This window comes from Pseudoalteromonas sp. RB2-MNA-CIBAN-0110, assembly GCF_040309305.1.
GTDB classification, from domain to species: Bacteria; Pseudomonadota; Gammaproteobacteria; order Enterobacterales; family Alteromonadaceae; genus Pseudoalteromonas; species Pseudoalteromonas arctica.
Genome location: NZ_JBEOOQ010000028.1, coordinates 42,651 through 66,159, shown reverse-complemented (window position 1 = coordinate 66,159; position 23,509 = coordinate 42,651). Strand labels below are relative to the sequence as shown.

Annotated in this window: 14 protein-coding genes; 3 read left to right on the top strand and 11 right to left on the bottom strand. The window is 38.1% G+C overall.

Annotated elements, in window-relative coordinates:
• Window positions 1-544: 544 nt before the first annotated feature.
• Window positions 545-2,653 (bottom strand): TonB-dependent siderophore receptor, encoded by a 2,109-nt coding sequence (locus AAEY68_RS14045; RefSeq protein ID WP_024593959.1) that lies wholly within the window; start codon window positions 2,651-2,653, stop codon window positions 545-547.
• A 267-nt stretch (window positions 2,654-2,920) separates the two neighbouring features.
• Entirely contained in the window at window positions 2,921-4,087 is a 1,167-nt protein-coding gene (locus AAEY68_RS14040; protein WP_010554447.1) for a DcaP family trimeric outer membrane transporter, read from the bottom strand.
• Window positions 4,088-4,527: 440 nt separating this feature from the next.
• On the opposite strand from AAEY68_RS14040, the gene acs reads away from it, so the two are divergent.
• Both acs and AAEY68_RS14030 read left to right on the top strand, forming a co-directional pair.
• Window positions 4,528-6,468 (top strand): acetate--CoA ligase, encoded by a 1,941-nt coding sequence (acs, locus tag AAEY68_RS14035; RefSeq protein WP_024593960.1) that lies wholly within the window; start codon window positions 4,528-4,530, stop codon window positions 6,466-6,468.
• 104 nt (window positions 6,469-6,572) lie between these two features.
• On the top strand, window positions 6,573-7,223 hold the full coding sequence (locus tag AAEY68_RS14030; protein ID WP_007584799.1) for a response regulator transcription factor: 651 nt from the start codon (window positions 6,573-6,575) through the stop codon (window positions 7,221-7,223).
• 181 nt (window positions 7,224-7,404) lie between these two features.
• Here AAEY68_RS14030 and purU read toward each other — a convergent pair whose 3' ends face one another.
• Both purU and AAEY68_RS14020 read right to left on the bottom strand, forming a co-directional pair.
• Window positions 7,405-8,235, bottom strand: a complete 831-nt coding sequence (gene purU, locus AAEY68_RS14025; RefSeq protein ID WP_024593961.1) for a formyltetrahydrofolate deformylase — start codon at window positions 8,233-8,235, stop codon at window positions 7,405-7,407.
• A 213-nt stretch (window positions 8,236-8,448) separates the two neighbouring features.
• Complete coding sequence (locus AAEY68_RS14020) at window positions 8,449-10,335, bottom strand: hypothetical protein (protein WP_024593962.1); 1,887 nt, start codon at window positions 10,333-10,335, stop codon at window positions 8,449-8,451.
• A gap of 253 nt (window positions 10,336-10,588) precedes the next feature.
• Here AAEY68_RS14020 and AAEY68_RS14015 point away from each other — a divergent pair, with 253 nt between their 5' ends.
• Entirely contained in the window at window positions 10,589-11,563 is a 975-nt protein-coding gene (locus AAEY68_RS14015; RefSeq protein ID WP_024593963.1) for a DNA topoisomerase IB, read from the top strand.
• A gap of 48 nt (window positions 11,564-11,611) precedes the next feature.
• Here the strand turns inward: AAEY68_RS14015 and pelG are convergent, their stop codons facing one another.
• From pelG to AAEY68_RS13980, 7 genes are read right to left on the bottom strand one after another with little or no spacing between them, the layout of a single operon-like run.
• Entirely contained in the window at window positions 11,612-12,976 is a 1,365-nt protein-coding gene (gene pelG, locus AAEY68_RS14010) for an exopolysaccharide Pel transporter PelG (protein ID WP_007584803.1), read from the bottom strand.
• Window positions 12,964-14,481: a GT4 family glycosyltransferase PelF gene (pelF, locus tag AAEY68_RS14005; protein WP_024593964.1), complete on the bottom strand. Its 1,518-nt coding sequence runs from the start codon at window positions 14,479-14,481 to the stop codon at window positions 12,964-12,966. Before pelF ends, pelG begins: the two co-directional genes overlap by 13 nt.
• The gene (locus AAEY68_RS14000; protein WP_024593965.1) at window positions 14,474-15,457 is read right to left on the bottom strand and encodes a HEAT repeat domain-containing protein; all 984 of its coding nucleotides are present in this window, start codon (window positions 15,455-15,457) and stop codon (window positions 14,474-14,476) included. The genes pelF and AAEY68_RS14000 overlap by 8 nt, the downstream gene beginning before the upstream one ends.
• Window positions 15,454-16,752 carry a PelD GGDEF domain-containing protein gene (locus AAEY68_RS13995; protein ID WP_024593966.1) on the bottom strand — a complete coding sequence of 433 codons (1,299 nt, stop codon included), beginning with the start codon at window positions 16,750-16,752 and terminating at the stop codon, window positions 15,454-15,456. Before AAEY68_RS13995 ends, AAEY68_RS14000 begins: the two co-directional genes overlap by 4 nt.
• The gene (locus tag AAEY68_RS13990) at window positions 16,749-17,264 is read right to left on the bottom strand and encodes a hypothetical protein (RefSeq protein ID WP_007584808.1); all 516 of its coding nucleotides are present in this window, start codon (window positions 17,262-17,264) and stop codon (window positions 16,749-16,751) included. Before AAEY68_RS13990 ends, AAEY68_RS13995 begins: the two co-directional genes overlap by 4 nt.
• A gap of 14 nt (window positions 17,265-17,278) precedes the next feature.
• Window positions 17,279-20,566 carry a tetratricopeptide repeat protein gene (locus AAEY68_RS13985; RefSeq protein WP_024593967.1) on the bottom strand — a complete coding sequence of 1,096 codons (3,288 nt, stop codon included), beginning with the start codon at window positions 20,564-20,566 and terminating at the stop codon, window positions 17,279-17,281.
• Complete coding sequence (locus AAEY68_RS13980; RefSeq protein ID WP_024593968.1) at window positions 20,566-23,274, bottom strand: bifunctional glycoside hydrolase/polysaccharide deacetylase family protein; 2,709 nt, start codon at window positions 23,272-23,274, stop codon at window positions 20,566-20,568. The genes AAEY68_RS13985 and AAEY68_RS13980 overlap by 1 nt, the downstream gene beginning before the upstream one ends.
• Window positions 23,275-23,509 lie beyond the last annotated feature (235 nt).

Genomic DNA, 23,509 nt, shown 5'->3' with positions numbered 1-23,509 from the left:
TCTCCCTTTGATTATTGTAACCACTTTAATCATGGCACATAGATGCCGTATAGGGAGGAGACCATTACATCAGGTTAGATAAAATAAAAACGACACATTAAAAATGTGTCGTTTTTTAATTTAACCTATAAAAATATACGGTTACATAGCGCATGAGTAGGCACTGCATTAGTAATTACTATACTAAATGAAGAGCAGAGCGATCATACGCTATACGTTTTAATCAGATAAAAGCATTCTTTAGGGCGTGTTGATCTTTGTGGATTAAAATTTGTTCAATCTAGGGGCGGTTAAATCGCGGCGTGAGATTTGTAACCTAGTGGACTAAGTAAAAATCGAGCAACAAAGAGTTAATCGTCCCTAGAAAGAACCCAAAGGGCAGCGCATGTTTGGTATTTATGCTGCGTTATTGCCTATTTATGGGGAATAACCACACTATATAGGCTCTGCCTTGCCTAAAAACCAAACATACTGCTGCAAATTCAACCACCAAAGATAAGCACGCCCTAATAGTTAAAGAATGCGACCTAATTAAAATAGAACTTTAAAAGCGATAAGTTAAGCTAACTTTTCCGCTAATAGGAGAGCCATAAAAACCGACATTAGCTAAGCTAGTAATATGTTTTTCATCTGTGATGTTATCAATGTTAGCTTGAATTGATAAGTCTTCGCTAGCATCCCATCGAGCAAATGCGTTCATAAGTAAATAAGAATCCTGCTTAACATTGCTGGCTATATTTTCTGTTTTTGATTGCCATTTACCGGCTAAACCAAACTGAAACTCAGGTAGTTGAGGCAGCGTATAATCTAATGAAAAATTAACAACATTTTCAGGTTCCCATTCATGAGAACTGTCGCCTGCGTCATCATTTATATCTAAGTATGTATATGCGAATACAGCATTTAGATCATCAGTTATGTGTCCGGTTAATTCTAATTCAAAGCCTTGGGTATCTTGATCAGCTCCTTTATAGTAAGTAAATCCAGATGCGTTTAGCCCTGCATAAGTTGCAATATTATCTTGTTTTGCACTAAATACGGCAAAGGTTGCAAGTAGTTGATCATCGAACCATTGAGTTTTCACTCCAACTTCGTAATTAACACCTTTACTTGGATCTAAAAAGTTACCATCGTAATCGTATTGCTCTTGTGGCTGATAAATATCGGAATAGCTTACATATACATTAACATCATCATTAATTGCATACGTTGTTGCAAGGTAAGGGCTTACCTCACTTTCATCATTATCTATATCAACGCCTTGGCTAAAGCCTGTGCGCTCATAATCGATAGCGTTAAAGCCCGCAATAACAAATAAGTCACTTGTTAGGTTTAATTTAGTAGAACCAAAAAAACGCTTCAAAGTAACATCAATATCAGCATACTTAGTTCGTTCACCCCAAATAGGTTCAGCAATCGCATCTAATGCATATGGAAAAGCAGGCGCTAAACCATAAGCTTCAGTTGTTGCTGCATCGTAAGAGTTAGTAAAAGAGTAAGATGTACTTTGTGAAATACTACCACCAAGCATTAACTCATGCTCTTGACCAAACAAGCTGTACTCACCTTTAGCTGTTATATCAAATAAATCAGCTGAGAATTCTGTATCATATCGTCCAGGAATACTGACTAAACCTAAATTAGTTTCACTATCAAACATTCCATAAGCGTCATAAAGGTAAAGTAATTTACTTTGATCTTCTGAGTCTTGGTAATTATAAGTTGTTTTAATTTCCCAGTTATTATCGAATACATAAGTATATTCAATAAAAGCTGTGGTATTAAGAGTATCCCATTTAGTCCACTCTTGGGTTGTACTTGTACTTACATCCCACTGCGCTTGTGTGCCATCGGCATATGAAAGTGGTAATCCTCCCCACATGGTTCCATCTGTATTCGCATCTTGATGTGAAGCACCAAATGAAAGTGTTGAATTACCAGTAAGTTGTCCATCAACTACAGCAGAGAAGTAAGTACGATCGTTTTCTAAACCATCAAGGTATGAATCAGAGCCTTCTGCAGCACCAACAACACGTGCAGCCCAACTACCAGAATCTGTTAACAAAAATGAATAATCAGCTTGTAACCGCTTTAAACCATAAGTACCTACAGAAATACCTACTTCACCTTCATTCTCATTTGTTGGGCGTTTTCGAACATAATTAATAGTACCTGCTGCATTACCAACGCCTGTTAATTGCCCATTAGCACCACGAATAACTTCTATTTTTTCATAACCGTAGCTTTCCATAGCACCAGTAACAAGGCCCCAGTTATTAGGTAGACCAACACCATCAACTTGAGTGCTTTTAATATCAAAACCACGAGACGTGTATCGTGTGCGGTTAGTTTCACCTTGTTCTACAGTAATACCCGTAGCCATTTTCAATGCGTCATTAATACTATTTGCTGCAAAGTTTTGAAGTTGCTCTGCGCCAATTACACTAATAGATTGTGGTGTTTCGTTAAGCTCCATAGTTAAACCGGTAGCACCTTGGCTAACTCGATCTTGGCGTACACCTACTATTAATATTTCTTCCATTTGTTCATTGTTATTTTCAACTGTATTCTTAGTTGGTGTTTCTTGCGCTTGAGCTGAAAAACCCATAGCTAAAACTAATGAAGAAAGTGCAAAAGTGCGATTGAGTTTCATGTTTTCCCTTAATTAATATTTAATATTATTTGAGTTTATTTAAATAATTGGGATATTCTACTATTTAGAATTAACAAACTCAAACAAAAACTATTATCATTTGTAAACGCATTAATGCTGTTTTAGGGGAATTACTTAGTCTGTAAATAATATTATGATTAGGATAAGCGATATGGCTTATAAAAATATGGTTGTTTTTTTAACTTAAATTGAATTATAAAAAAAGCGGCCTAGGCCGCTTATTTAAAGTAGTTAGCTTTTTAGTTATTAAAAAGAGTATTTAACAGAGAATTGTAAACGATCTAAATCGCCATCTACGCCACTTTCAGTTTCACGCTCAGCATGTTTTAGCTCAGCTCCAAATGTTAGGCGTTTAACAGGGGAATATAAAATGTTAGCGCTATAGCTTTGGCTTGATTCAGTCGGATCACCAGAAATAGCTAATAAATCAGTGTTGTTATCAGCAGAGAAGAAAGAGTATAAGAACGTTGAACGCCATTGGCTTGTCCACTTGTGCTGGTAAGCAACAAAACCAGAAGTCGAATCAATGGCATCTAGTTCATCGCCATTAAGTACTGCGCCGTGAGCAACGTTTAAGCCTACGTAACGGCCTAAGCCTTTACCTTGAGTAAGCATAAATTTAAGGTTGTCTTCACCAAGGTTTATTTTACCCGACGCACTAATACCAAAAGATGTTTCATCTGCATCAACACTGCCTACTTTATAAGTTAGTTGGCGAGCAAGCGCTGCAACAACAATGTTACCCCAATCAGCTTTGTGTGTGTAACGAGCTGTAAAGTCAGGCAATGATGCATCATCAGTTACTACCATACCGCTAGTAGTAGAAATTGTACTTTCTGGGTTTTCTAATGAGAAAGACCATGCGCCAGTGGTATATTTAATTTGCGATTGGCGAACAAATATAGTGCCTTCAGCTGGGCCTACAAAATCAAGCGTTTCAGCAAGGGCACCCACGTTTTGAAAGTTAGACCATGTTTGACCAAATAACCAACCGTCGTATGTCACAAACGCATGGCGAATACGTGGAGCATAAGAGTTTGATACACGTTCATTGCCGCCAGCAGCTGAGGCTAAAAAATCAATCTCAATTTTAGTGTTAACGGTCTTACCGTTATCCATAACAGTGGCTGTGCCAAAGTTAAAGCGTGACTCGCGAGCATGCATATCAAACACAGCATCTGAGCTGTTATCGTCGCCAACTGTTAGCGTACTTGGTACGTAAAAGTCACGACCTACGTTTGAACCTGCAGGCGCACCCGCTGAATAATCACTCCACATAGAGTCGAGTTTAATGTATCCACCGTAAGTAAATTCGGTATCACCAATTTTTGCAGCAGTTGCCGCGTATGCAGTACTTGATAGTGCACATAGTACAGCGCTTGCTGCCAATGTTTTTAATGGGGTAAATTTCATTGTGGTGTCCTTTATAGGCTACTTGTTATTTATTACTTTTTTTTCATAGATATTTGTATTACTTGCTACGAGTATTACTTACGAATAAAAAGGGTTGTTAATTTGGCTTTCAATTCACTTTCTATTTTCATTCGTTAAATAAAGCATTTTAGTAAGTACAACAAAATATCTTTATTAGAGTACGAGAACACTGTTGAATATGTGCAATATTTACTCAATTACCTATTGGTCTATAAGACTAAGGTTTGAGAGCAGATTAGTTTGTATTTACTTACATTTAACGCGTTGTATTATTTATGTAAAAAAATTGAAAGCAGAAGGATTATAAACTACAAATGAGGAAATTGAAGGGGTGTACAACTAAGGTCTAATACTTAATGTAGCACTGCTGAGTAATCCTTGATAAAAGCTTAAGGCAAGTAATTTAAATGGAGACTAAGATGTCACAAAGTATCTATCCAGTTCCTGCGCATATTAAAGATGCGACTCTTGTAGATAAAAATAAATATAATACGCTTTACAAGCAATCTATTGATGACCCAGAAAGTTTTTGGCGTGAGCATGGCAAACGTCTTGATTGGTCTACCCCTTATACAAAAGTTAAAAACACATCATTCGACAAAGGACATATAAATATTAAATGGTATGAGGATGGCTACCTTAATGCTTCGTACAATTGTATCGATCGTCACTTAAAAACCAAAGCAGACAAAACGGCGCTTATTTGGGAAGGTGACAGCCCATCTCAAAGTGAGAATATTACTTATCAACAATTGCATGATGAAGTGGCTAAGTTTGCCAATGGTTTAAAAAAGCTAGGTGTTCAAAAAGGTGATCGTGTAGCGATTTATATGCCTATGACGCCTCAAGCTGTTTATGCAATGCAGGCTTGTGCACGTATTGGTGCTATTCATTCGGTTGTATTTGGTGGCTTTTCACCTTCTGCGATTGCAGATCGTATTCGAGATTCGGGTGCCAAAATTGTTATTACTTCGGATGAAGGGCGCAGAGCAGGTAATTGTGTTCCATTAAAAGCAAATGTAGATGAAGCGGTAGCGCAAGAAACTGTAACCTCAATTGAGCATGTTATTGTGCACCAATTAACCGGCGGTGAAGTTGATTGGAATGAGCACGATATATGGTGGCATGACCTAGTTGCTGATTTACCAGCAAAGTGTGAGCCAGAGCCAATGAACGCTGAAGATCCATTGTTTATTTTATATACGTCAGGTTCAACAGGTCAGCCGAAGGGGGTTGTGCATACCACTGGTGGCTACTTAGTTTACTCATCAATGACACATGAATACGTATTTGATTTAAAAGAAGACGATGTGTATTGGTGTAGTGCCGATGTAGGTTGGATCACAGGCCACAGTTACATTGCATACGGGCCATTAGTAAACGGTTGTACACAAGTATTATTTGAAGGTGTACCAACTTATCCAACTGCAGGACGTATGGGCGAAATTGTTGATAAACACGGTGTAACTATTTTATATACTGCGCCTACAGCAATTCGTGCGCTAATGGCGAAAGGTGATGAGCCAACTGCTTCGTCAAATCGCGATAGTTTACGTATTTTAGGCTCGGTGGGTGAGCCAATAAATCCAGAAGCATGGACGTGGTATTACGAGAGTATTGGTAAATCTAATTGTCCGATTGTTGATACGTGGTGGCAAACAGAAACCGGTGGCATAATGATTACGCCTTTACCGGGTGCAACTGATACAAAGCCTGGCTCTGCAACCCATCCATTTTTTGGTATTGCGCCAGCATTATTTGATGCTGAGGGGAATAACCTTGAAGGTGCTGTGGACGGTAATTTAGTTATTTTAGATAGCTGGCCATCGCAAGCGCGAACTGTTTATGGCGACCATGAGCGTTTTGAACAAACTTATTTTAGCGCCTACCCAGGTGTCTACTTTACAGGTGATGGTTGTCGTCGTGATGAAGACGGTTATTACTGGATCACAGGACGTGTGGACGATGTACTTAACGTATCAGGCCATCGCTTAGGTACTGCGGAGATTGAAAGTGCTCTTGTATCACATCCAGCAGTAGCAGAAGCCGCTGTTGTAGGTTACCCGCATGATATTAAAGGCCAAGGTATTTATGTTTATATTACGCCAAATGAAGGTGTAACAGTAAGCGATGAGTTAACCAAAGAGGTACGTAACTGGGTTCGTAAAGAGCTTAGCCCAATAGCATCACCAGATATGATTCAATGGTCTCCAGGTTTACCTAAAACGCGCTCAGGCAAGATTATGCGTCGTATTTTACGTAAAATCGCTGCAAATGAGCACCAACAACTCGGTGATACGTCAACGCTTGCAGATCCATCTGTAGTCGATGAACTAATCGAGAACAGATTAAATCGTTAAATGTGCGTTAAAAACTTGATTACAAGTTGATTCTAAACGTAGTATATCGGCTGTCAGTAAGGGTTTTATACCTAACTGGCAGCCGAATTTATTAGGAGTGAACCATGAGTCAGTTTTTAATAGCGGACGACCATCCGTTATTTCGTGAAGCACTAAAGGGCGCATTGAGCGCAAAATTTGAAGGTTTAGAGGTTTTTGAATCATCCGATTTTGACAGCACACTGCAAGTGTTAAGCGAGCAAGAGGATCTTGATATATTACTGCTAGACCTTCACATGCCAGGTAATGGTGATTTATATGGTCTTATTCGTATTAGAGAAGAATACCCAAGCTTACCTATTGCCGTTGTTTCGGGTAGTGAAGACGCTAATATAGTTTCTAAAGTAATGGGTTACGGCGCTATGGGTTTTATTCCTAAATCGTCATCGTCTGATGATATTGCCAGTGCAATTAACCAAATACTTGAAGGCGATACATGGCTACCAAAAGAGCTAAAAAACAAAGTAGCTGAAATTGAAGGTGAAGATAGAGAAATAGCAGCGCAAGTTGCCTCATTAACACCTCAACAATACCGAGTGCTACAATATCTGCACGAAGGTTTACTTAATAAGCAAATTGCTTATGAACTGCACATATCAGAAGCGACAGTAAAAGCACACATTACAGCCATATTTAGAAAACTCGGCGTGTACAATCGTACCCAAGCCGTTTTAATTGCCGCTAAATTAAAACTCGAGCCAATAGAGCAGGCATAATTTACATTTAAAAAGTCACTTGCTTATTTATGAGCAAAAAAATGCCAGCAACAATGCTGGCATATTTTTATGTGTAGAATAATCAATCAGAATTCAGGTTAATAACAAAATGCATACCTTGTTATCAACACTGTTTTATTACCTCAAAATAAACTACTTAATTAAGCGAATTGGTACAATGCTAAGAAAACACTACAGTTTTATTACCATTAATAAATAGCTTATGCTCTGATGCAAGTTGGAGTGCTTTACAAAACACTGTTTTCTCTACATCTTTACCCATTTTAGCCATCATTTCGGCGGTATTAGCATGTGTAACGCTTGTTACATCCTGCAAAATAATAGGGCCTTCATCAAGCTCATTGTTCACAAAGTGAGCGGTAGCACCAATGATTTTTACGCCGCGCTCAAATGCTTGATGATAAGGTTTAGCACCTATAAATGCGGGTAAAAATGAATGATGAATATTAATTATTTTGCCTTCAAAGCGACCCACAAATTCAGGGCTTAAAATACGCATGTATTTGGCAAGACCAATAACATCAGGGTTGTAGCTGGCAATTAAATCACCTACTTTTTGATCGTGCTCGCTACGAGTTAGTCCTTCGTGCGATACAACATGAAAGGGCACATCAAACCCTTTTGCTAAAGGCTCTAAATCAGCGTAGTTAGCAATAACTGCTAATACTTCAATATTAAGAGTTTGTTCAAATTGCTTTAGCAACATACCACCTAAACAATGGGCTTCTTTAGTTGCAAGTAAAACTACTTTAGTTTTTGCACCGCAATGTAGGGCAAGTTTAGCGCCTTGTGGCAACAGTGCGCGTAGTTGATCTAAAAAGTCGCTTTGTGGCTCGCCTGTAAGCTCTGTGCGCATAAAAAATCGCTGTGCGTCTTTATCTACAAACTCGTTGTTACGCGTAATATTTAAATTATTTTTATGACAAAGCCCTGTGATTTTAGCTATTAAGCCTACGTCGTCAGCACATTGGGTGGTTAGTATATAGCTCATTGTCCTCATTCTTACCCTGTGATTAATACTTCATTATTTGTGTTTTGGCACATAAAGCAAGGGCTTTGTGGACTAATCCAATATTAATCATGTTGTTGAGTATAAAAGAGGTAGTAAAGTTAAAAGGTATTGAATAGAGGTTAATAAAGGATAAAAAAATGCCACCTAATTTACAAGGTGGCATTAATACTAATAATCCAGAGTTTAAGTTAATTAACCCTTTGGCTCGGGAGATAAGTTTTCTTCTTGTCTTAAATACCCTGCAGCTTCTTCGTCATCTTTAGCTATCGCTTGCTGAGTAGGTATAGCACGCGTTTGCTGATTTAATTGATGTATTTGTGACGCATTACCTAAATCACGCTCACTGGTGATTGAGGCGATAGATTCACGGTCTTTCAAGAACGCGATAACGTCTTTTTTGATTGCTTGTAATTGTCCTTCGTCTTTATGCATTTCCATAATATGGCGAGGATGTTCAAGATTTTTCATACCTGTTGCTGCAAACGTAGTAGAAATAACACGAGAAACAATAATCCAAGGCGTTATGCTACTGCGTACTAAAGTATTTTCTGAGCGAGTACTATCGTGAATACCAGTACCTGTTGATATTTTAGACTCAGTAAATGTGCCTTCGCATTTAAAGTACACTAGTAGTGATTCAAATTGCATTTCAGCAAAAAATAGATGAGCTGTATTTGTAAGCAATTGCGCAAATGCTTTAATAAGTATACCTATTAGCAATAAGTGAAAGCTTGTCATTAATAGCTCACTAAATTGAATAACATGTTGGTTATTAAATGCTTGTTTAAAGCTACTAATATTTGCAGCGTCAACGTAATGATAAATATTAATAAACGAATACGCTAAAAACACAGTAAACGCTAAGGCTATAATATAAAGCAAGTTACCACTTACTAAAGCAAGTAACCTTGCTAGCGTAAAGTTTTTACCTAAGTCTATTGAGTGCAGTTTAGGTTGAATCTCTTGGATCATTTCACCTTTAAAACCGCCTTTACCTTCAATTTGTTCTTGAAGCTTAGGATCTAATTCGCGATAAACTCTGTTAGGTACTTCTTTATAACGACGGTTAGCCATTACTAGATTGTCTAGGTTTATAAAAATTTCGTCTGGATGAACAGACTCTTGCCAGTTTTCACGTAGTTCTGATACTTCAGCAGAAGGGGTAACTGCATTTAAACGCGCTTTAATCATAATAAAAGCAATTGCGCAGCTCAGAGTGGCTAATACAATAATCGCAATTAAGTACATGCCAGCATGAAGACTAGGTAGTTGCTCAATCCAGCCATCTATTTCTTGTTTGCTAATGTGTTGTTCTTTCATCAGCCATGACATAGAAAGGCCAATAGCGATTGGTAGAATAAAAGATAAAGAAATAATTTTAGCGAGTGCACCGGTACCAAGTGCTTCAATATTTTTTTCAGCGTTTCTAGAAATAGGTTTACCCGTAGAGCGCCACGAAAAAAGCACGTAGAACATTAATATGGCACTATAAACAGGAAATGCTAATTCGCCTGCTTCACCGGTAAAACCCGATAAAGATACAAATGCCACAAGGCCATAAGCAATAAGTGCAACAAGGGTACTTACCCATGAGCCAAATAAGCGCTGAGCAACATTACGAATAGGATAAGGTAGGAATAATAACTTAGGGATTAAGCTGTGAAGTAAACGTGATAGAAAACCATTAGGCTCTTTAAACGTACTGTTTTTACGACCAACCAGCATTTCTTCGAGTGATTGCGCGGTGTAGGCTACTTCTTTTTGTTCTTCTTGGGCGGTTGATGCTTGTGATTTGCTGTAGTTATAAGCAAGTGAAGTAGGGTGGTTTCTGCCTACAAAATACTTAAGAGTTGCATAAATACCACTTGAAAGTGAGCGAATGCCAAATGCTAAAATAAGCATGCCAAACACCATTAAAATCCATCCAGCGGTTGTATCTTCTTTTACTGAGCCCGCAGCAATAACAAGTAAACTAATACCCGCTATAGACTCAATGAGTCCTCTTACAGCTGTTACTTTACCTTCAAGTTTGAAGGGGTTTTTTAGTCCAAGATCAATCGATCCATAATCAAAAGCCATTGAATGCTCCTTTTAAACAGCATGCCCAATTAAGGGAGAATATAAGCGTAGTTATAATAACCATTATATATATCGTATTTTTGTTTTTGCTCAATTTTTGATTATATATCAATAAAGTCGTTCAGTTTAAGGTTATTTTAAAGTGGTACATTCTATGCTTTGAAATATAAGCTTAAGCGAGTTAACAATATCTCTTTTAAATATAAGCTTAAGCGAGTTAACAATATCTCTTTTAAATGCTTGAGGAGGAATGATGGAATTGATTTACGTTGATGATAGTTTGCCCGGAATTACCCGAAAGCAAAAAAACAAACATTGGCAGTATTTTGACCCAATAGGAAAAATAATTAAAGAGAAGGCCGTTATTGAGCGCTTAAATTCACTCGCGTTCCCGCCTGCTTATAAAAGTGTATGGTTTTGCCCTGAAGAAAATGGGCATATTTTAGCAACAGGTTACGACAGTAAAGGACGAAAACAGTACCGATATCATCCATTATTTACACAACAACAAGATGCTAAAAAGTATCAAGCTTGTAGTGTGTTTGGACATAAGCTGCCGTTACTTAGGGCTCAATTAAAGGAAGCATTGCAAGGTGATGAGCTCGATTATGAACGTACTTTAGCAGCCATTGTTAGATTAATGGATTTAGGTGCTTTACGGGTGGGGAATGAACGTAATGTAAAACAAAATAAAAGTTTCGGAGCGACAACCCTAAGATCAAGGCATGCAAAATTAACAGGTAAAAATATTAGATTAAAATACCGTGCAAAGTCAGGTAAAGAAAGGGAAGTAAATATAACGGATAAAGCATTGAGTAGTGTTATTAAGGAACTTCAGGACTTACCCGGGCAACACTTGTTTCAATATATAGAAGGGGGGGAGCGCTCTAACGTTACCTCTACTGAAATCAATCAGTATATTCAAAATATAATGGGTGAAGAATTTAGCGCAAAACACTTTAGAACATGGCGAGCAAGTGTGATTGCTTTTAAAGAAGTGTATGAAGCAAAAGGCGCTATTACATTAAAAACAATGCTTGATGAAGTGTCTTCAAAGCTTGGCAATACGCCAACAATAGCGCGTAATTCTTATATTCACCCTGATGTTATTGAGCTTTGTAAGAAAAATGAATCAGAACAAACTCATTGGCGCGACAATTTTAAATTACCCCGTAAAACAAAGTATCTTAGTCGTTTTGAGCGCGGTTTATTAGAGTTTTTAACGTAACGATAAAGGCTGCAGCTTGCAGCCTTTATGTTAATTTTTTATAACCTGCTATTGCAGCATAAACGTTTCGTATTCTAAATCTTCAAATTGTTTTGAAAGCCAAAATAATCCTACTACCGAGGTAATAATGGTTGCTAATGCAAAGCCATAGCCATAAAACTGCGGTCCAAAAGCAATTGATAACAAAGTTAAAACAACATTGATTACTAGAAATAACCCCGCTAAAAATAGTACTGTTGAGCGTTTATCTAAATAAAACAAAATATTTAAAATAGATAAAAATATAACTTGTACGCCTACACCGACTACATCAATAAATAAAAGCGTTTTATAGTTTGGATCAATGCCAATAAAGGTAAGTATTTGCTCACCCCATAATAATAAGCAGGCAACGGTAATACCCTGAATTTTAAATATATCGTATAAACCGGCACGCGCAGTTTGGATCATACTGTCTTTTAATATGTAGATCTCTTCAAGAGATGAGCCACCACGAATAGCGGTGTAAAAACGGTCGTACTCTTCTACAAAGTCGGTTTCCATTTTTACTAAAAATACCGCCATACCGGGGATAATAGACAAATAAGCCAAAAATATAGGTAAGTCATAAATTGGGCTTGCTCTTAATGTGCCAATAATTTGAATTGATGTGCTTGGAGAATACCAAAAAATGATTTTATCAGCCCATACACCAATGTTATAAAACAGACCACAAAAGAATAGGCTGTAATACACTTTTTTATTGCTTAAAAAGTCAAAGCTTATAAGTTTTTCACCAGGGTAGCGGCGAATAATCATAAATAAAAAGCTAAAAAAGAGCAGTGCTTCGCCAGCAAAAAACGCAAAAAATAAGCCGTCTAACTGCCAGTCTCTTAATAAATATGCAAGCAATACCATAAAGGCGTAACCACTTAGCATGGTAATTAAAATTAACCGGTATTCTTTCATACCTGATAGAAAAATAGCGCCAAGCCACTGATTACATAAGCTTACAAAGGCACCTAAAATTATAATCTTAGTAACAACGGGTATAGGGAGCATAGGCCATACAGCTAAGCCCACCAATAACGCAGCTATTGTTGTTACAAGTTGCGCACCAAGTAAATTAGGGAGTACTTTTGCCTCTTCTTTTTGAAAAAACAAATCGGCAATAAACCGAGTTAGTAATAACTGCAAGCCACCCGTTAAAATAAGTGAGGCTGCCATCATGTAGGTAACAAGCGTTAAAAATTGAATAATAAGTACTTTAGGTAATACAATTCCTAAACTTAAAATACCAATTAGCATTAACGCTACAATAGAGAGCAGCCAGGGGCCTGAGCCTATTAAACCTGCGTAGCCGTATGCTTCAAAAACTGAGAGCAGGGTATTTTTTTTGAGAATTTTTCGTATCTCAAAACCTATTCCGGCCATGCCATTGTATCCTTATAAAGTTTATCGTAACGGGCAAACATGTGGCTCTCGTCATAAAATTTTTGTACGCGGTCTAAACCACTTTTTTGATGCTCAAGCCAAGCTTGCTCATTTGTTAGCATGTTTGATATTTGTTGTGCTGTTTCGCTAGGTGAAGCAATTGAGACAACTTCACCGGCTTTACCTAATGCTTTATCTTCATCGGTTCCGCCTTCGATTATTTCGCGGCACGAGCCAACATCACTAGCCAGTACAGGCACACCGGCCGCCATTGCTTCTAAAAGTACTAAAGGCTGCGCTTCTGAAATCGAGGTTAAAGCAACAACTCCGAGCTTAGGCAAAATTTTGGTAATATCTTGCATACCTAAAAACTTAACACTGTTTTGTAAATCAAGGCTGCCTACAAGTAGTTCACACTCTTTGTAATATTGCGGATCTTCTTCATAAGGGCCGATGATCCAGCCTTCGACCTCTGGTAATATCGATTGCGCTTCTTTAATCGCACGTATAAAGGTTTTAATATCTTTTATAGGTACTACACGTCCAATTAATCCAACAACCGGTGGTATCTGTTTTGGACGCTGATCAAGCGCTTCAATAAAGCGCACTGTTTTAATTCCATTAGGTACAACAAATGCTTTTTCAGGCGCTGCGCCATCTTTTATTTGGCGCTGTCTGTTACCGTCGTATAGCGAAATGATCTTATCTGCTTCTTGATATGTTGTTCGGCCGATTTGCTCAAAAAAGCTGATCCACATACGGCGAATAAAGCCCATCTCGGTATTTAAGTTTTTACCTAGGCTTTGCTCAGACTCTTTGATCCAACTGGCTTGAATAAGATCTATTTTTCTCTCTTTGGTGTAAATACCATGCTCGGTCAACAAAAAGGGAGTATCGCTTATTACACTGGCACCAGATCCTAAAATACCAGCATACCCGGTAGATATTGAGTGAATAAGTTTAACTTTTGGAAGTCCACGTGCAATTTCGGCTATTTTAAATAGCGGTTTATATAAATTGCGGTATGACCAAAAAAAGTCAATAAAAGAGGATTCATCACAAAAAGTTGAATAGTAATTAGTGAGCACTTGCCATGATGATTCACTATATAAAAAGTCGGCTTCGTTAATACCGTCTTTTTTAGCCAAAGTTTCAAATGCAAATTTTAACAATTCAGTCGGGATAGGCTCGTTACAATCTCTAAAATAATTTTGTAGTTGTTGCCAGAAATCAAAGAGCTCTTTTTTATATTTAACCCCATGCTTGGCTTTTATTTCAGAAGTATCATTTTCCACTAAATAATGAACATGCAGCTTGGTAACGTTTTCAGGTAAAGTATATTGAATCTCGCCATAATGCTCTGGTGCTCCACCTATAAAAACAAGCTCAAAGTTATAATGAGGTAACCCTTCAATTATTTGATGAACCCAACTAGATACACCACCACGTACGTAAGGGTAGGTACCTTCCAAAAGCAGTAAAATGTCTGCATTTTTATTACTCATGCCAATACTCCTGCAAATGACGTAATTCACTGCCTTTAGGTTGTTCTGGGAGTTCTTTTAAATAGCGTTTACAGTCGTCAAACTTGTTCATACAAAAGGCAACTTCGGCTTTATAAGGGAGAACATGACGCCTTGCCATACCAAACTCAGTTGCTTTAAGTAAGTACTCATGGGCTATTTCGTATTTGTCTAAGGCTAAAGATATACGGCCTAAAAATATAAAGGTTGCAGGTGTTTTTACGTGCTCAATACTTTGCTCTGCAAGTGCTTCTGCTTTTTCTAAAACGTATTTACGCAGTGCACCTTGGGCTAAACCTAAATAGCTTAGTTCCCAATACAGTTCGGCTAGCTGTTTTTGTAAATGGCTCAATTTAGGCTGCTTAGTCGTAACGGCTATTTCTTGCTGATACAAACTGATTTTTTCGTTGAGTTTGGTTTCTTTACCATCAAGGGTTGAGTAGGCGAGTAGTCGAATATCATCTTCTAAATCTTTAAGTGCTAGCTTTAAAATAGGAATAGCTTGTGAGTCACTCATGTGACGAGCTGCCATTACAGCACTTAAACGTTTATTTGGTTCACTTGCGTGCTTCAAAATTGCTTTAAGTCCGCCAATAGAATAGGTCGGGTTTGCTGATATTGCTCTGGCTTCAAAAGGAAGCTCAGGTATTTTATGCTCTTCTATTTCTATCTCGTCGTTTTTGAGAGGTTTACAAAGAGCAAACGTAAGCGCTACTACAACACCTATAATTCCAAGTACGGGTAATGTAAACAATAATAAAAACATGAGCAAAAAAGAGCTATAAGGAGTCGTTTTGTATTTTTTGGGTATAAACACATAACTAACAATAGCAAAAAGGATGCTAGCAATAGCATGCAGTAGTATAGCTAAAAACCAATTAGGTGTTTCCAGTACTTCTACTAGTGCAAAGTACTGACAAATACACCCTAAAATAGCCGCTACAATAATTATAATCATGAAAGTGAAACCAATCTCTTTATATCATCTGAGCTTATTGGTAGTGCAAGTTGTTGCTCAATAACAATATCAAGCTCAGCTAAAGTGTTACCAGTGCGCTCTTTACACCAAGTGTTCATTCGGGCGATAAACCCTGCTTTTTCAAGTTCATCAGCTAATGGCATTAATAGCAGTAATACCTGATTTTGATTATCATACAAATAAATGTCTAAACCACGGCGTGCTTCACTTAAATAACTCATAAGTTGAGTCGATTTATCAGTAATATTATTGGCTTTTATTTTTAGCAGCTGCGATGGAATGTTGTATCGTTTAGCTTCTTTATTCGCGCGTTTAACTTGGCGAATAAAGTATGGAGACTCTTCATAAGTCATTACTGGGTTTGTTATTTCATGGCGCAGTAGGTCGCCAATATGCCCAGCCATAACAGCAAGTAGTGTAAGAGTGGTATTTTTAAGTGCAAAAAATTGTACTCTTTCAACTAAAATAGCGCCATAAATTGTATTATTTACGTCGATAAGTGGGATTGCCATATGGTATTTACTTATACCTAACGCAGTTTTTGCGTCTTTTACTGATACTAATTCTTTTTCTTCAATCATCGCTAATATAAGAGGATCATTTTCAGCTATTTGACCCATTTGGCCAATAGAGGCAAGTGGTGGCTCTAAAACAGTGTCGTTTTCAACTTTATATAACCCCGCTCTTTCTAATAAACCATATTCAACGAATAGGTCGATTATTTTTTGCGCTGCGCTATCAAGCCTTCTTTCTTTTAATAGCCCGATAGAGGTTCTTACTGCTTGTAGCGATTCACGCAAACTTAACGTATGGCCAGCAAGCATTTGCTCTATTCTATCGTGAGATGAATTAATTAAGTGATACTGACGAGTAAATGTTTCAAGGCGATCGGTTACGTACTCAAGCTGAATACTTTGTTGTTGATTAGTACGTTCCCACACATCCCTAAATTCGCCAGTGATCATAATTACAATAATGTAGCCAATCATGGCGTTAATATTGAAGTCGCTTTGTGGTGATAAAACATTTGCTTGAAGTAAAAAAAGTTGACCAACAAGCAAACATAAAATACTAATAAAGCCTTTTGAAAAGCCATAACGTAGAGAAACTAAAAGTGGGCCAAGTACAGGCCACGAAAACCCTCCCTCAGTCCAAAATGGGTCCTCTGCGTTAAATAATACAGGCAGCCCTAAAGCAAGCGCGGTAAATATAAATACCTCAGCCCATATTTGTAGCTCAGGAACGTCTCTTGGTCTAAGGAAATGTGTTTTCACTCACTAACCTCTATATAAGAAATTAAATCGGCAATCACATCTTGTGCTGTTGCTGCAATGCTATCGCGGCCCCAACCACTTTTAGCAATAGTACCCGTCCAAATCGGCGTTGTTTGTCCATTTTCAGTAAGTGATAATGTAAGTGCAACAACGGGTTCGCCGTCAAGCCCAGCTTTGTAGCGCCACTCTTCAATGCTGCCTGTTAGTACATAGTCAGCTTGTTGAGTGCTTAACCACTGCATAGCATTGTCTAAACGGTATTGATCGTCCAGTGGTGGAAGCTCTTTGGTGTTTACGCGAGGTGCGCGTATAAGAGTTGGTAATTTATTTTGTTGCCAAATACTGGCTAAAATATCTTCAGCACGCTCACCTGCAAGCGGTGTTTGAGCATGATTAACAAGTGGCATTAATGCCACAATTTTTGAAGGGCTAAGCTCTACATCATCAGCAACTCTGCTGGTGGTACATGCTGATAATAGTAATACCAAACACGGTATAATTAAACGAAACATACTCTCTCCTAACATTAAAAATGTACGTAATAACCTAATTGTAATTGTGTATCTGAGTTACCCACTTTATTACTACTTTGGTAACCCAGCTGTAATTTAAATAAATCATCGCCCAGTACAGACCAACCAGCGCCACTTGAAACTGATACATCTACTGTATCGTTAAGTGTTTGATAGCCAGTACTTATATCAAATAACCATGAAGGGCTTGCGCCTAAATAAGGAGGTTCTAAAGAACCAGTTGAAGCAAATGAGGTCCCTAGTGCAAAACGTCTAAATGGTTGAAGGTCAACTCTTAGCGGTCTTCTACTTGCATCTGTATTTATTAATGCATTTACACGTTCAAAGTCTTGCCATTGCGCACTAAAATAAGCGTTCCAAATTGGGCGGTCTTTTAAAATGCTGTATTGGTAACGTGCATTATATTCTTGGCCATTTATTAGTGAGCTGCCATCGCTTCTTCGAGAAAAAGACATCGCTGCTGCTGATAGCTGTACGTTTTGTCTACCATCAATATTGTAGTTAACATAGGCCGTGGCTTTATCTAGCTGAGCATAGCTAAGTAGCGCTTCTGATTGGCGGTTTTCAACATTATATTCAAGCTTTAAACCTACCTGTGTACGCGAATCCCATTGATAACGAGAGTCCAAGCTAAAACCTTGACGGCTAACTAAGCTGCCTTGGTGAGAATCTATTTTTGCATCAAAATACCAACGACCAAATGTCATCTTATCTTCTATCGCAAACAGTAATCCGTTGTTATCAAGATTTTGCTGATTACTTAAACTTAATTTCCATTGCCCATTAGCATAAGGAAAATAAACGTTTACATCGTACTGGCTACTGTTTAAACCAGCCTCTGGCGATAGGTTTATTTCAAGCGCTCTAAAATAGGATGTGCGTGCATTTCTGAGTAAACTCAATTGCGATTCATTTGGTTCGCTAGTGAGTTCTTCGTACCAACGTTGCATGGTGGCATAGGGTTGTTTTAAATAGAGTAGGGCGTTTAGCTCATCTAATTTGCTTAGTGAACCTTCAGCTATAAGCTGTTTCGCTTTATTAAATTCGCCGTTGGTCATATAAAGTTGTAGTTTTTGCCATGGCTCTAATTTTTGTGCAGCCCTGCGCGCTAACCACCAGTTTGTTTGGGGCTCACCAATAGTGTCGGGAGCAAGTTCTTCCATTGTGTTTAATTGCATTAAATGAGGAACAGCCATCGCGCCCGCCCAGCGGAACATTAAGCCTCTGTATGCATATTTATCTTTAGGTAAGTGTTGCAGTAAATAGTGATTAAGTTCAGCAGCATTTGCATAATAACCAAGTTGCTTCATTACATCGGCTAAGTTAACCAGTGTTGTTAAGTCACTTGGATCTGCAATGGCTAATTTACGCAAATAAAAGTAAGCACTATTATATGACTTTTCGTGAATAGATAAGCTTGCTAATAGCTGGGTCCACGCATAGGAAGGATCGCTTTGAGAATAGCGAGCTAAAATGCGGCTAATCATCACAGTGTCGTGCATTTGCAGCGCTAACCAACCTTGTGCAAGCACAACATTAGAGTCATATTCACTTAATTTAGCGGCGCGGTTTAAAGTTGTATAAGCTGAATTTAAATCACTTTGGTTTTGATACCAATTTGAAAGAATTAACCAAGCAGGGTAGAGGGCTTTATTGTAGCGCTGCTTATCAAGTTCAGCATGAATACGTGCAACTGATTTAGCATCATTTACTTGTGTACTTAATAATGCAATTTGAATCAATTGACGGTCAGTTTGCGACTCACTTTTCCATAAATAATCAAGAAGCTCCTGAGGCCGACCTTCAAAGCGCAATTGTTGGTAGTGCAGCATGTCGCCTACGCTTAAAGGGCTTATTTTTTGTAACTGCTCTAATGCATATAGCTCATGAGCTTTGTCTTTGACTCGCGTAGCCATATCTACATTGGCGCTCCAAAACTCATCATCAGAACTTTCTTGCTTACTTTTTAGTACTTGCAGAGCTGTAGCAAAGTCATCGTTTAGCCAAAATGCGCGGGCAATCCAAAGTAAGTCTTCTTCATTTTTAGGCCCTTTATATATAGGCCACAGGGCTCTTAGCGCTTCTAAATTACCAGTATCGTGAAGTACTTTTGCTTTCCAATATTGTGATAATGCACTTTTACCATTTATTTGCTCAAAGCGTTCAATATTGTTTAACTCTTGCTTTGTGTTACCTATAAATTCGTTAGCTTGCATCCAATTAGCAAAACCATTGCCTTTCAGACTTCTGTTTTGCGCCTTGTATTCGTATATATCATTAGCATCTTGGTATAAATATAAAGCGGTGGCATCGTTAATACTGTCGGTAAGCATCGCAGGAGTTACGGCTTTGTTAGACATTAGCCATTTAAATTCTTGAAGCGCTTCTTTAGGCTTGTTTTGCCAGCGCTTTATCTTCCAATTTAATAAATGTAGCTCTTTGTCATCTGGACTCTGTAGTAATAACTTTGCGAGTAATTGTTCAGCCCCTTTTGCATTTCCATTTGCTAAACGCAGGTGCATTGCTTTTGTTAAGTAGTCGGTGTTATTTGGCTCAGCTTTTAATAAGCTTTCAATGGCTTGAGCTGCATCTTCTGTGTTACCAGCTAGGTTAGCTAAATAAAGGGTGCGTTTAACATCGGCTTTGTCACCATAGGTTTTCCACCATGCATAAGCTTGAATCGGGTTATTTGCGCCCAGTGCAGTTTCAATCGCTTTAGCTGCAATGTCAGCATTTATATTTATTTTATAAATTGCGAGTGCTTTGTCAGGTTCCCCTGCGCTTAACCAGTAATCGGCTGCAAGGAGTGGCTGTTTATTTTTTTGATAGTACTGAGCAACTTTTGCGTTTAACCCAACTGCTTTTGCAATAGTTAGTATTTGTTCGTTCCAATTTTTATGAGCACCTATTTTTAAAGATAGTTCTTCAAAGCGGTCGTCAATATTAGCCCCGCTTGCTAGCCATAATGAGTAAAGCAGCTTTATTTCAAGCGTCGCTTTGCGCTCACCTCTAGGTAGTTTTTCAAGCTCGTTAGTGGCTTGTGAATATTCACTAAGCCCTATATGCAGCTCAACTAATTTTGCGCGTAGCTTTTCGTTGTCGGGCTCTGTGTTGAGCGCTGCATTAAGGTACGATTTTTCAAAGGTATAATCTTGTGAAAGTTCATCATCTTCAAAAAATAAGGTGTGAGGAAATAATGCATAAAGTGCAAAACAACTTACAGCTAATATTGCTAATATTGTTTTTACAGAAATTAACTGAGGGCGCTTTTTAGCATTCATTATCGAGCGACTCCATTGCAGTTAAGATAACCATAAAATTGACCCTTTGGCAGATTAAAGTGTGTCACATTAGCGCGTGTTACACCTTTAAAGTGCTCACCCAAATTAGATACAAATTCGCAAGAGCGTGCATTCATTAAATCAAGTGAAGCGGGTACCCACGCTTTAAAACTAACAGGCCCGTTAACTTGCCAGTTATTAATAACAACATTTGCAGACGCTAAATAAGGTTTTTTACTATTTTGGCTGTGATCAAAGCTAAGGCGAGCTATGTTATTTATAATATGTATGTAGTCACCTTTTTCAGTTACACCCGATACACCTTCACTTTGAGCTATGTTTGGCACATCAAAATCGGTAGGTATTCGTAGAGTACGAATGTACTTTGAGCTAAATAACCATTCATTATTACTGTTTTTTGCAAGTGCAGAAAAGTAAAAATCTTTTGCTACTTTTGCATAATGGCTTAAATGCACAGGCGTATTTGGTCTTGCTAAAACATAATCTATGTTGTGTTTAAGAGCGTCTAAACCCGCAAGAACTTCGCCTGAGTAAAAGTGATAATAAATAGTGTAAGGCTTTAACCTATATGGTTTTTCTGTTATTTCGAATGTTTCAGTTAAGCGTCTAAAGCCGTAATAAGGGCCATGCCATAGGTTTGTGTAAACATTTTCATTTAATATGGGGGCATAAATTTGATACAGCAAATCACGCTCAGGTCGGCCAATAGGTGATATATGTGTAAGACTAGGATTATCGGCATTTACATCAGTGTTACCACCGTTGACATTTAGCACACCTGCATCACGAGCAAGTTCAAGTGCTTTAGGACCAGGAGTTGCATCACCAGACCAAAGTATCATCACTGTTTTTTTATTTTTAGGTGTGAGCTTTTCATCAATGTACTTTATTGAATCTGTAATTTCTTTTTTAAGGCTGATAGTGTTGTAGCCAGGTACATCTAGATGAAAACCGTAATCGGTGTCGTCTTCATCTATTTTTTTTCGCCCAGACAATGCTGTCCAAAAATAGGGGTGACTATAAGTATGCGAAGCAACTTCTACGTAAGGTAGGTTAAAAATACTACGTGCAATGCCTTCAAGTTTGGCACTTTGTTTAGAGTGAATACCGCCTTCTTCAATGTCAGCTTGGATCACAGATGACGTTAAAGGCAGTTTATAGCGTTTAATTATTTCATCTCGAATCACTTCTGCTGAATAAGGCTTACCTTCGTAATGGGCAACACTTGTAAATCCATCTCCATCTATATGCAGCGTAAGCATTCGCCTGCCACTTTCGGTGGTTGTATCTGGGACTAATATAGGTGGTAGTCCCATAGCCTGAGTTAGTAGTGTACGCGGATCAATAACCCATTTGCTGCCTTCCATCGGAAATGTATCAATTAGCCAAGGAGCAACTACGACTGCACCATATTTAGTTTTAGCAGCTTGTACAACTATTGTGTCATCCGATGATTTTATTGTAATTAAAGGAGTCGCATCAGTTGCTAATTTGAGTAAGTATGGTTTAACAATAGGGGGAGGTGTTGTGGATTCTCCTTTGAGCCAAGGTGCAAAGCTATCTTGTTTATATGGACCTTCAGGCAGTGTGTTTAACGACTCAATACCCAAGCTTAATAATAATTTAGTTGATTGTGGTAACTCGCCTAAAATAAGCTCTGGCACCACACCTAAATTAGCTTCAAGCCAATTATTAAGTGTTGGGGTGTAAAATGCATCGCTTGAGGTCCACGAAATAATACCAGCATGTAAGCTAGGGTCAACCAAAGGTAAATCGCGCTTTGCCATATCTATGTAATCAGGTATATACCCCAAATACTCAATCATGGTCGCAAGCTTTAAATGTACAGTAGTGTAAATGAGTGGCTTTACGTTACTGTTGTACGGGATCAAAATGCGCCTAGGCACCGGTGTAATTGATGATGTTCCCCATGTTTGCAGGTGACCATCGGTTACCCATGGATTAAAACCGGCGTCTATAATATTTTGTGCCATAGCGAGGCGATTATCGGGTTTTGCATAATCAATAACTTGGACGTTGAGGCCTAAGTCTTGTGCTGTTTTTAATTGTGCGCTTAGCCAATCTTGGTCGTTTTTGTTAGTCAGTTTATAGCTATTGTCGGTCGGATTAAAGTGGCTATACAAACCCTCAGCAACTAAGTCTTTGGCTAAATTAGCGAGTTTAGGCAATAACTCAAAGCCCCGGTTGAGGATAAGGTGTTTATCAAAAGTCTCAGATAGTGAGCTTATTATGGTGACTAACCCAGCTTGTTGATCGGGTTTACTGTGTGTAGCATCTAATAGCTGATAGCTATCTAGGGTATCTAAAAATAAGCCGCTAAAGCCACGTGCTTTTAATGCCGCAGCGTTATTTGCAATATATTGTTGCCAATGTGCTGATGTTAAATCTGCAATGTGGCTATTCCAGTTGGGATTTATGCTAAGTGATGACTCACTTTGATTAAACGACTCACCAACACTTAAATAAGCATAAACAGCAATATTACGCTGTTTAAACCAATTAAGTTCGTGCTCAGTCACAAGATCAGGCTGGACTACAACGCGAGAATAAAAGGTCATTTCGGCTAATGGCATCGGCGCTGAGTAGTAAAAAGCGATACTATTATTTACAGGTGCTGAGAATGCATGAGCAGACACTAAAAGTGCAAGGTATAAAATATATTTCATTAATAATTCATTTTTATTAGATTATAACTGTTACTCAAAGTGATGCGTTCCGATTTTTCTAGTTGTTTGGTATTAGTAATATAGGGTTATTATATGTTAATGGAAGTTTAATATCTATATGTTGATTATTTATATGAACATAAAATCAATACTAACATGAGTCCTGCGTTAACTCATTACATAGCTGGTGATTAATTGTCTTAGTACGCTATAAAATTAAGTTTAGATCAATGCA

Bases quoted from the DNA above. Each gene is read 5' to 3' on its own strand.
- AAEY68_RS14040 (WP_010554447.1), bottom strand. From the start codon at position 4,087: ATGAAATTTACCCCATTAAAAACATTGGCAGCAAGCGCTGTACTATGT.
- AAEY68_RS13990 (WP_007584808.1), bottom strand. From the start codon at position 17,264: ATGTTTCGTTTAATTATACCGTGTTTGGTATTACTATTATCAGCATGT.
- AAEY68_RS13985 (WP_024593967.1), bottom strand. From the start codon at position 20,566: ATGAATGCTAAAAAGCGCCCTCAGTTAATTTCTGTAAAAACAATATTA.
- AAEY68_RS14020 (WP_024593962.1), bottom strand. From the start codon at position 10,335: ATGGCTTTTGATTATGGATCGATTGATCTTGGACTAAAAAACCCCTTC.
- AAEY68_RS13980 (WP_024593968.1), bottom strand. From the start codon at position 23,274: ATGAAATATATTTTATACCTTGCACTTTTAGTGTCTGCTCATGCATTC.
- pelG (WP_007584803.1), bottom strand. From the start codon at position 12,976: ATGGCCGGAATAGGTTTTGAGATACGAAAAATTCTCAAAAAAAATACC.
- pelF (WP_024593964.1), bottom strand. From the start codon at position 14,481: ATGAGTAATAAAAATGCAGACATTTTACTGCTTTTGGAAGGTACCTAC.
- acs (WP_024593960.1), top strand. From the start codon at position 4,528: ATGTCACAAAGTATCTATCCAGTTCCTGCGCATATTAAAGATGCGACT.
- AAEY68_RS14030 (WP_007584799.1), top strand. From the start codon at position 6,573: ATGAGTCAGTTTTTAATAGCGGACGACCATCCGTTATTTCGTGAAGCA.
- AAEY68_RS14045 (WP_024593959.1), bottom strand. From the start codon at position 2,653: ATGAAACTCAATCGCACTTTTGCACTTTCTTCATTAGTTTTAGCTATG.
- AAEY68_RS14000 (WP_024593965.1), bottom strand. From the start codon at position 15,457: ATGATTATAATTATTGTAGCGGCTATTTTAGGGTGTATTTGTCAGTAC.
- AAEY68_RS14015 (WP_024593963.1), top strand. From the start codon at position 10,589: ATGGAATTGATTTACGTTGATGATAGTTTGCCCGGAATTACCCGAAAG.
- purU (WP_024593961.1), bottom strand. From the start codon at position 8,235: ATGAGCTATATACTAACCACCCAATGTGCTGACGACGTAGGCTTAATA.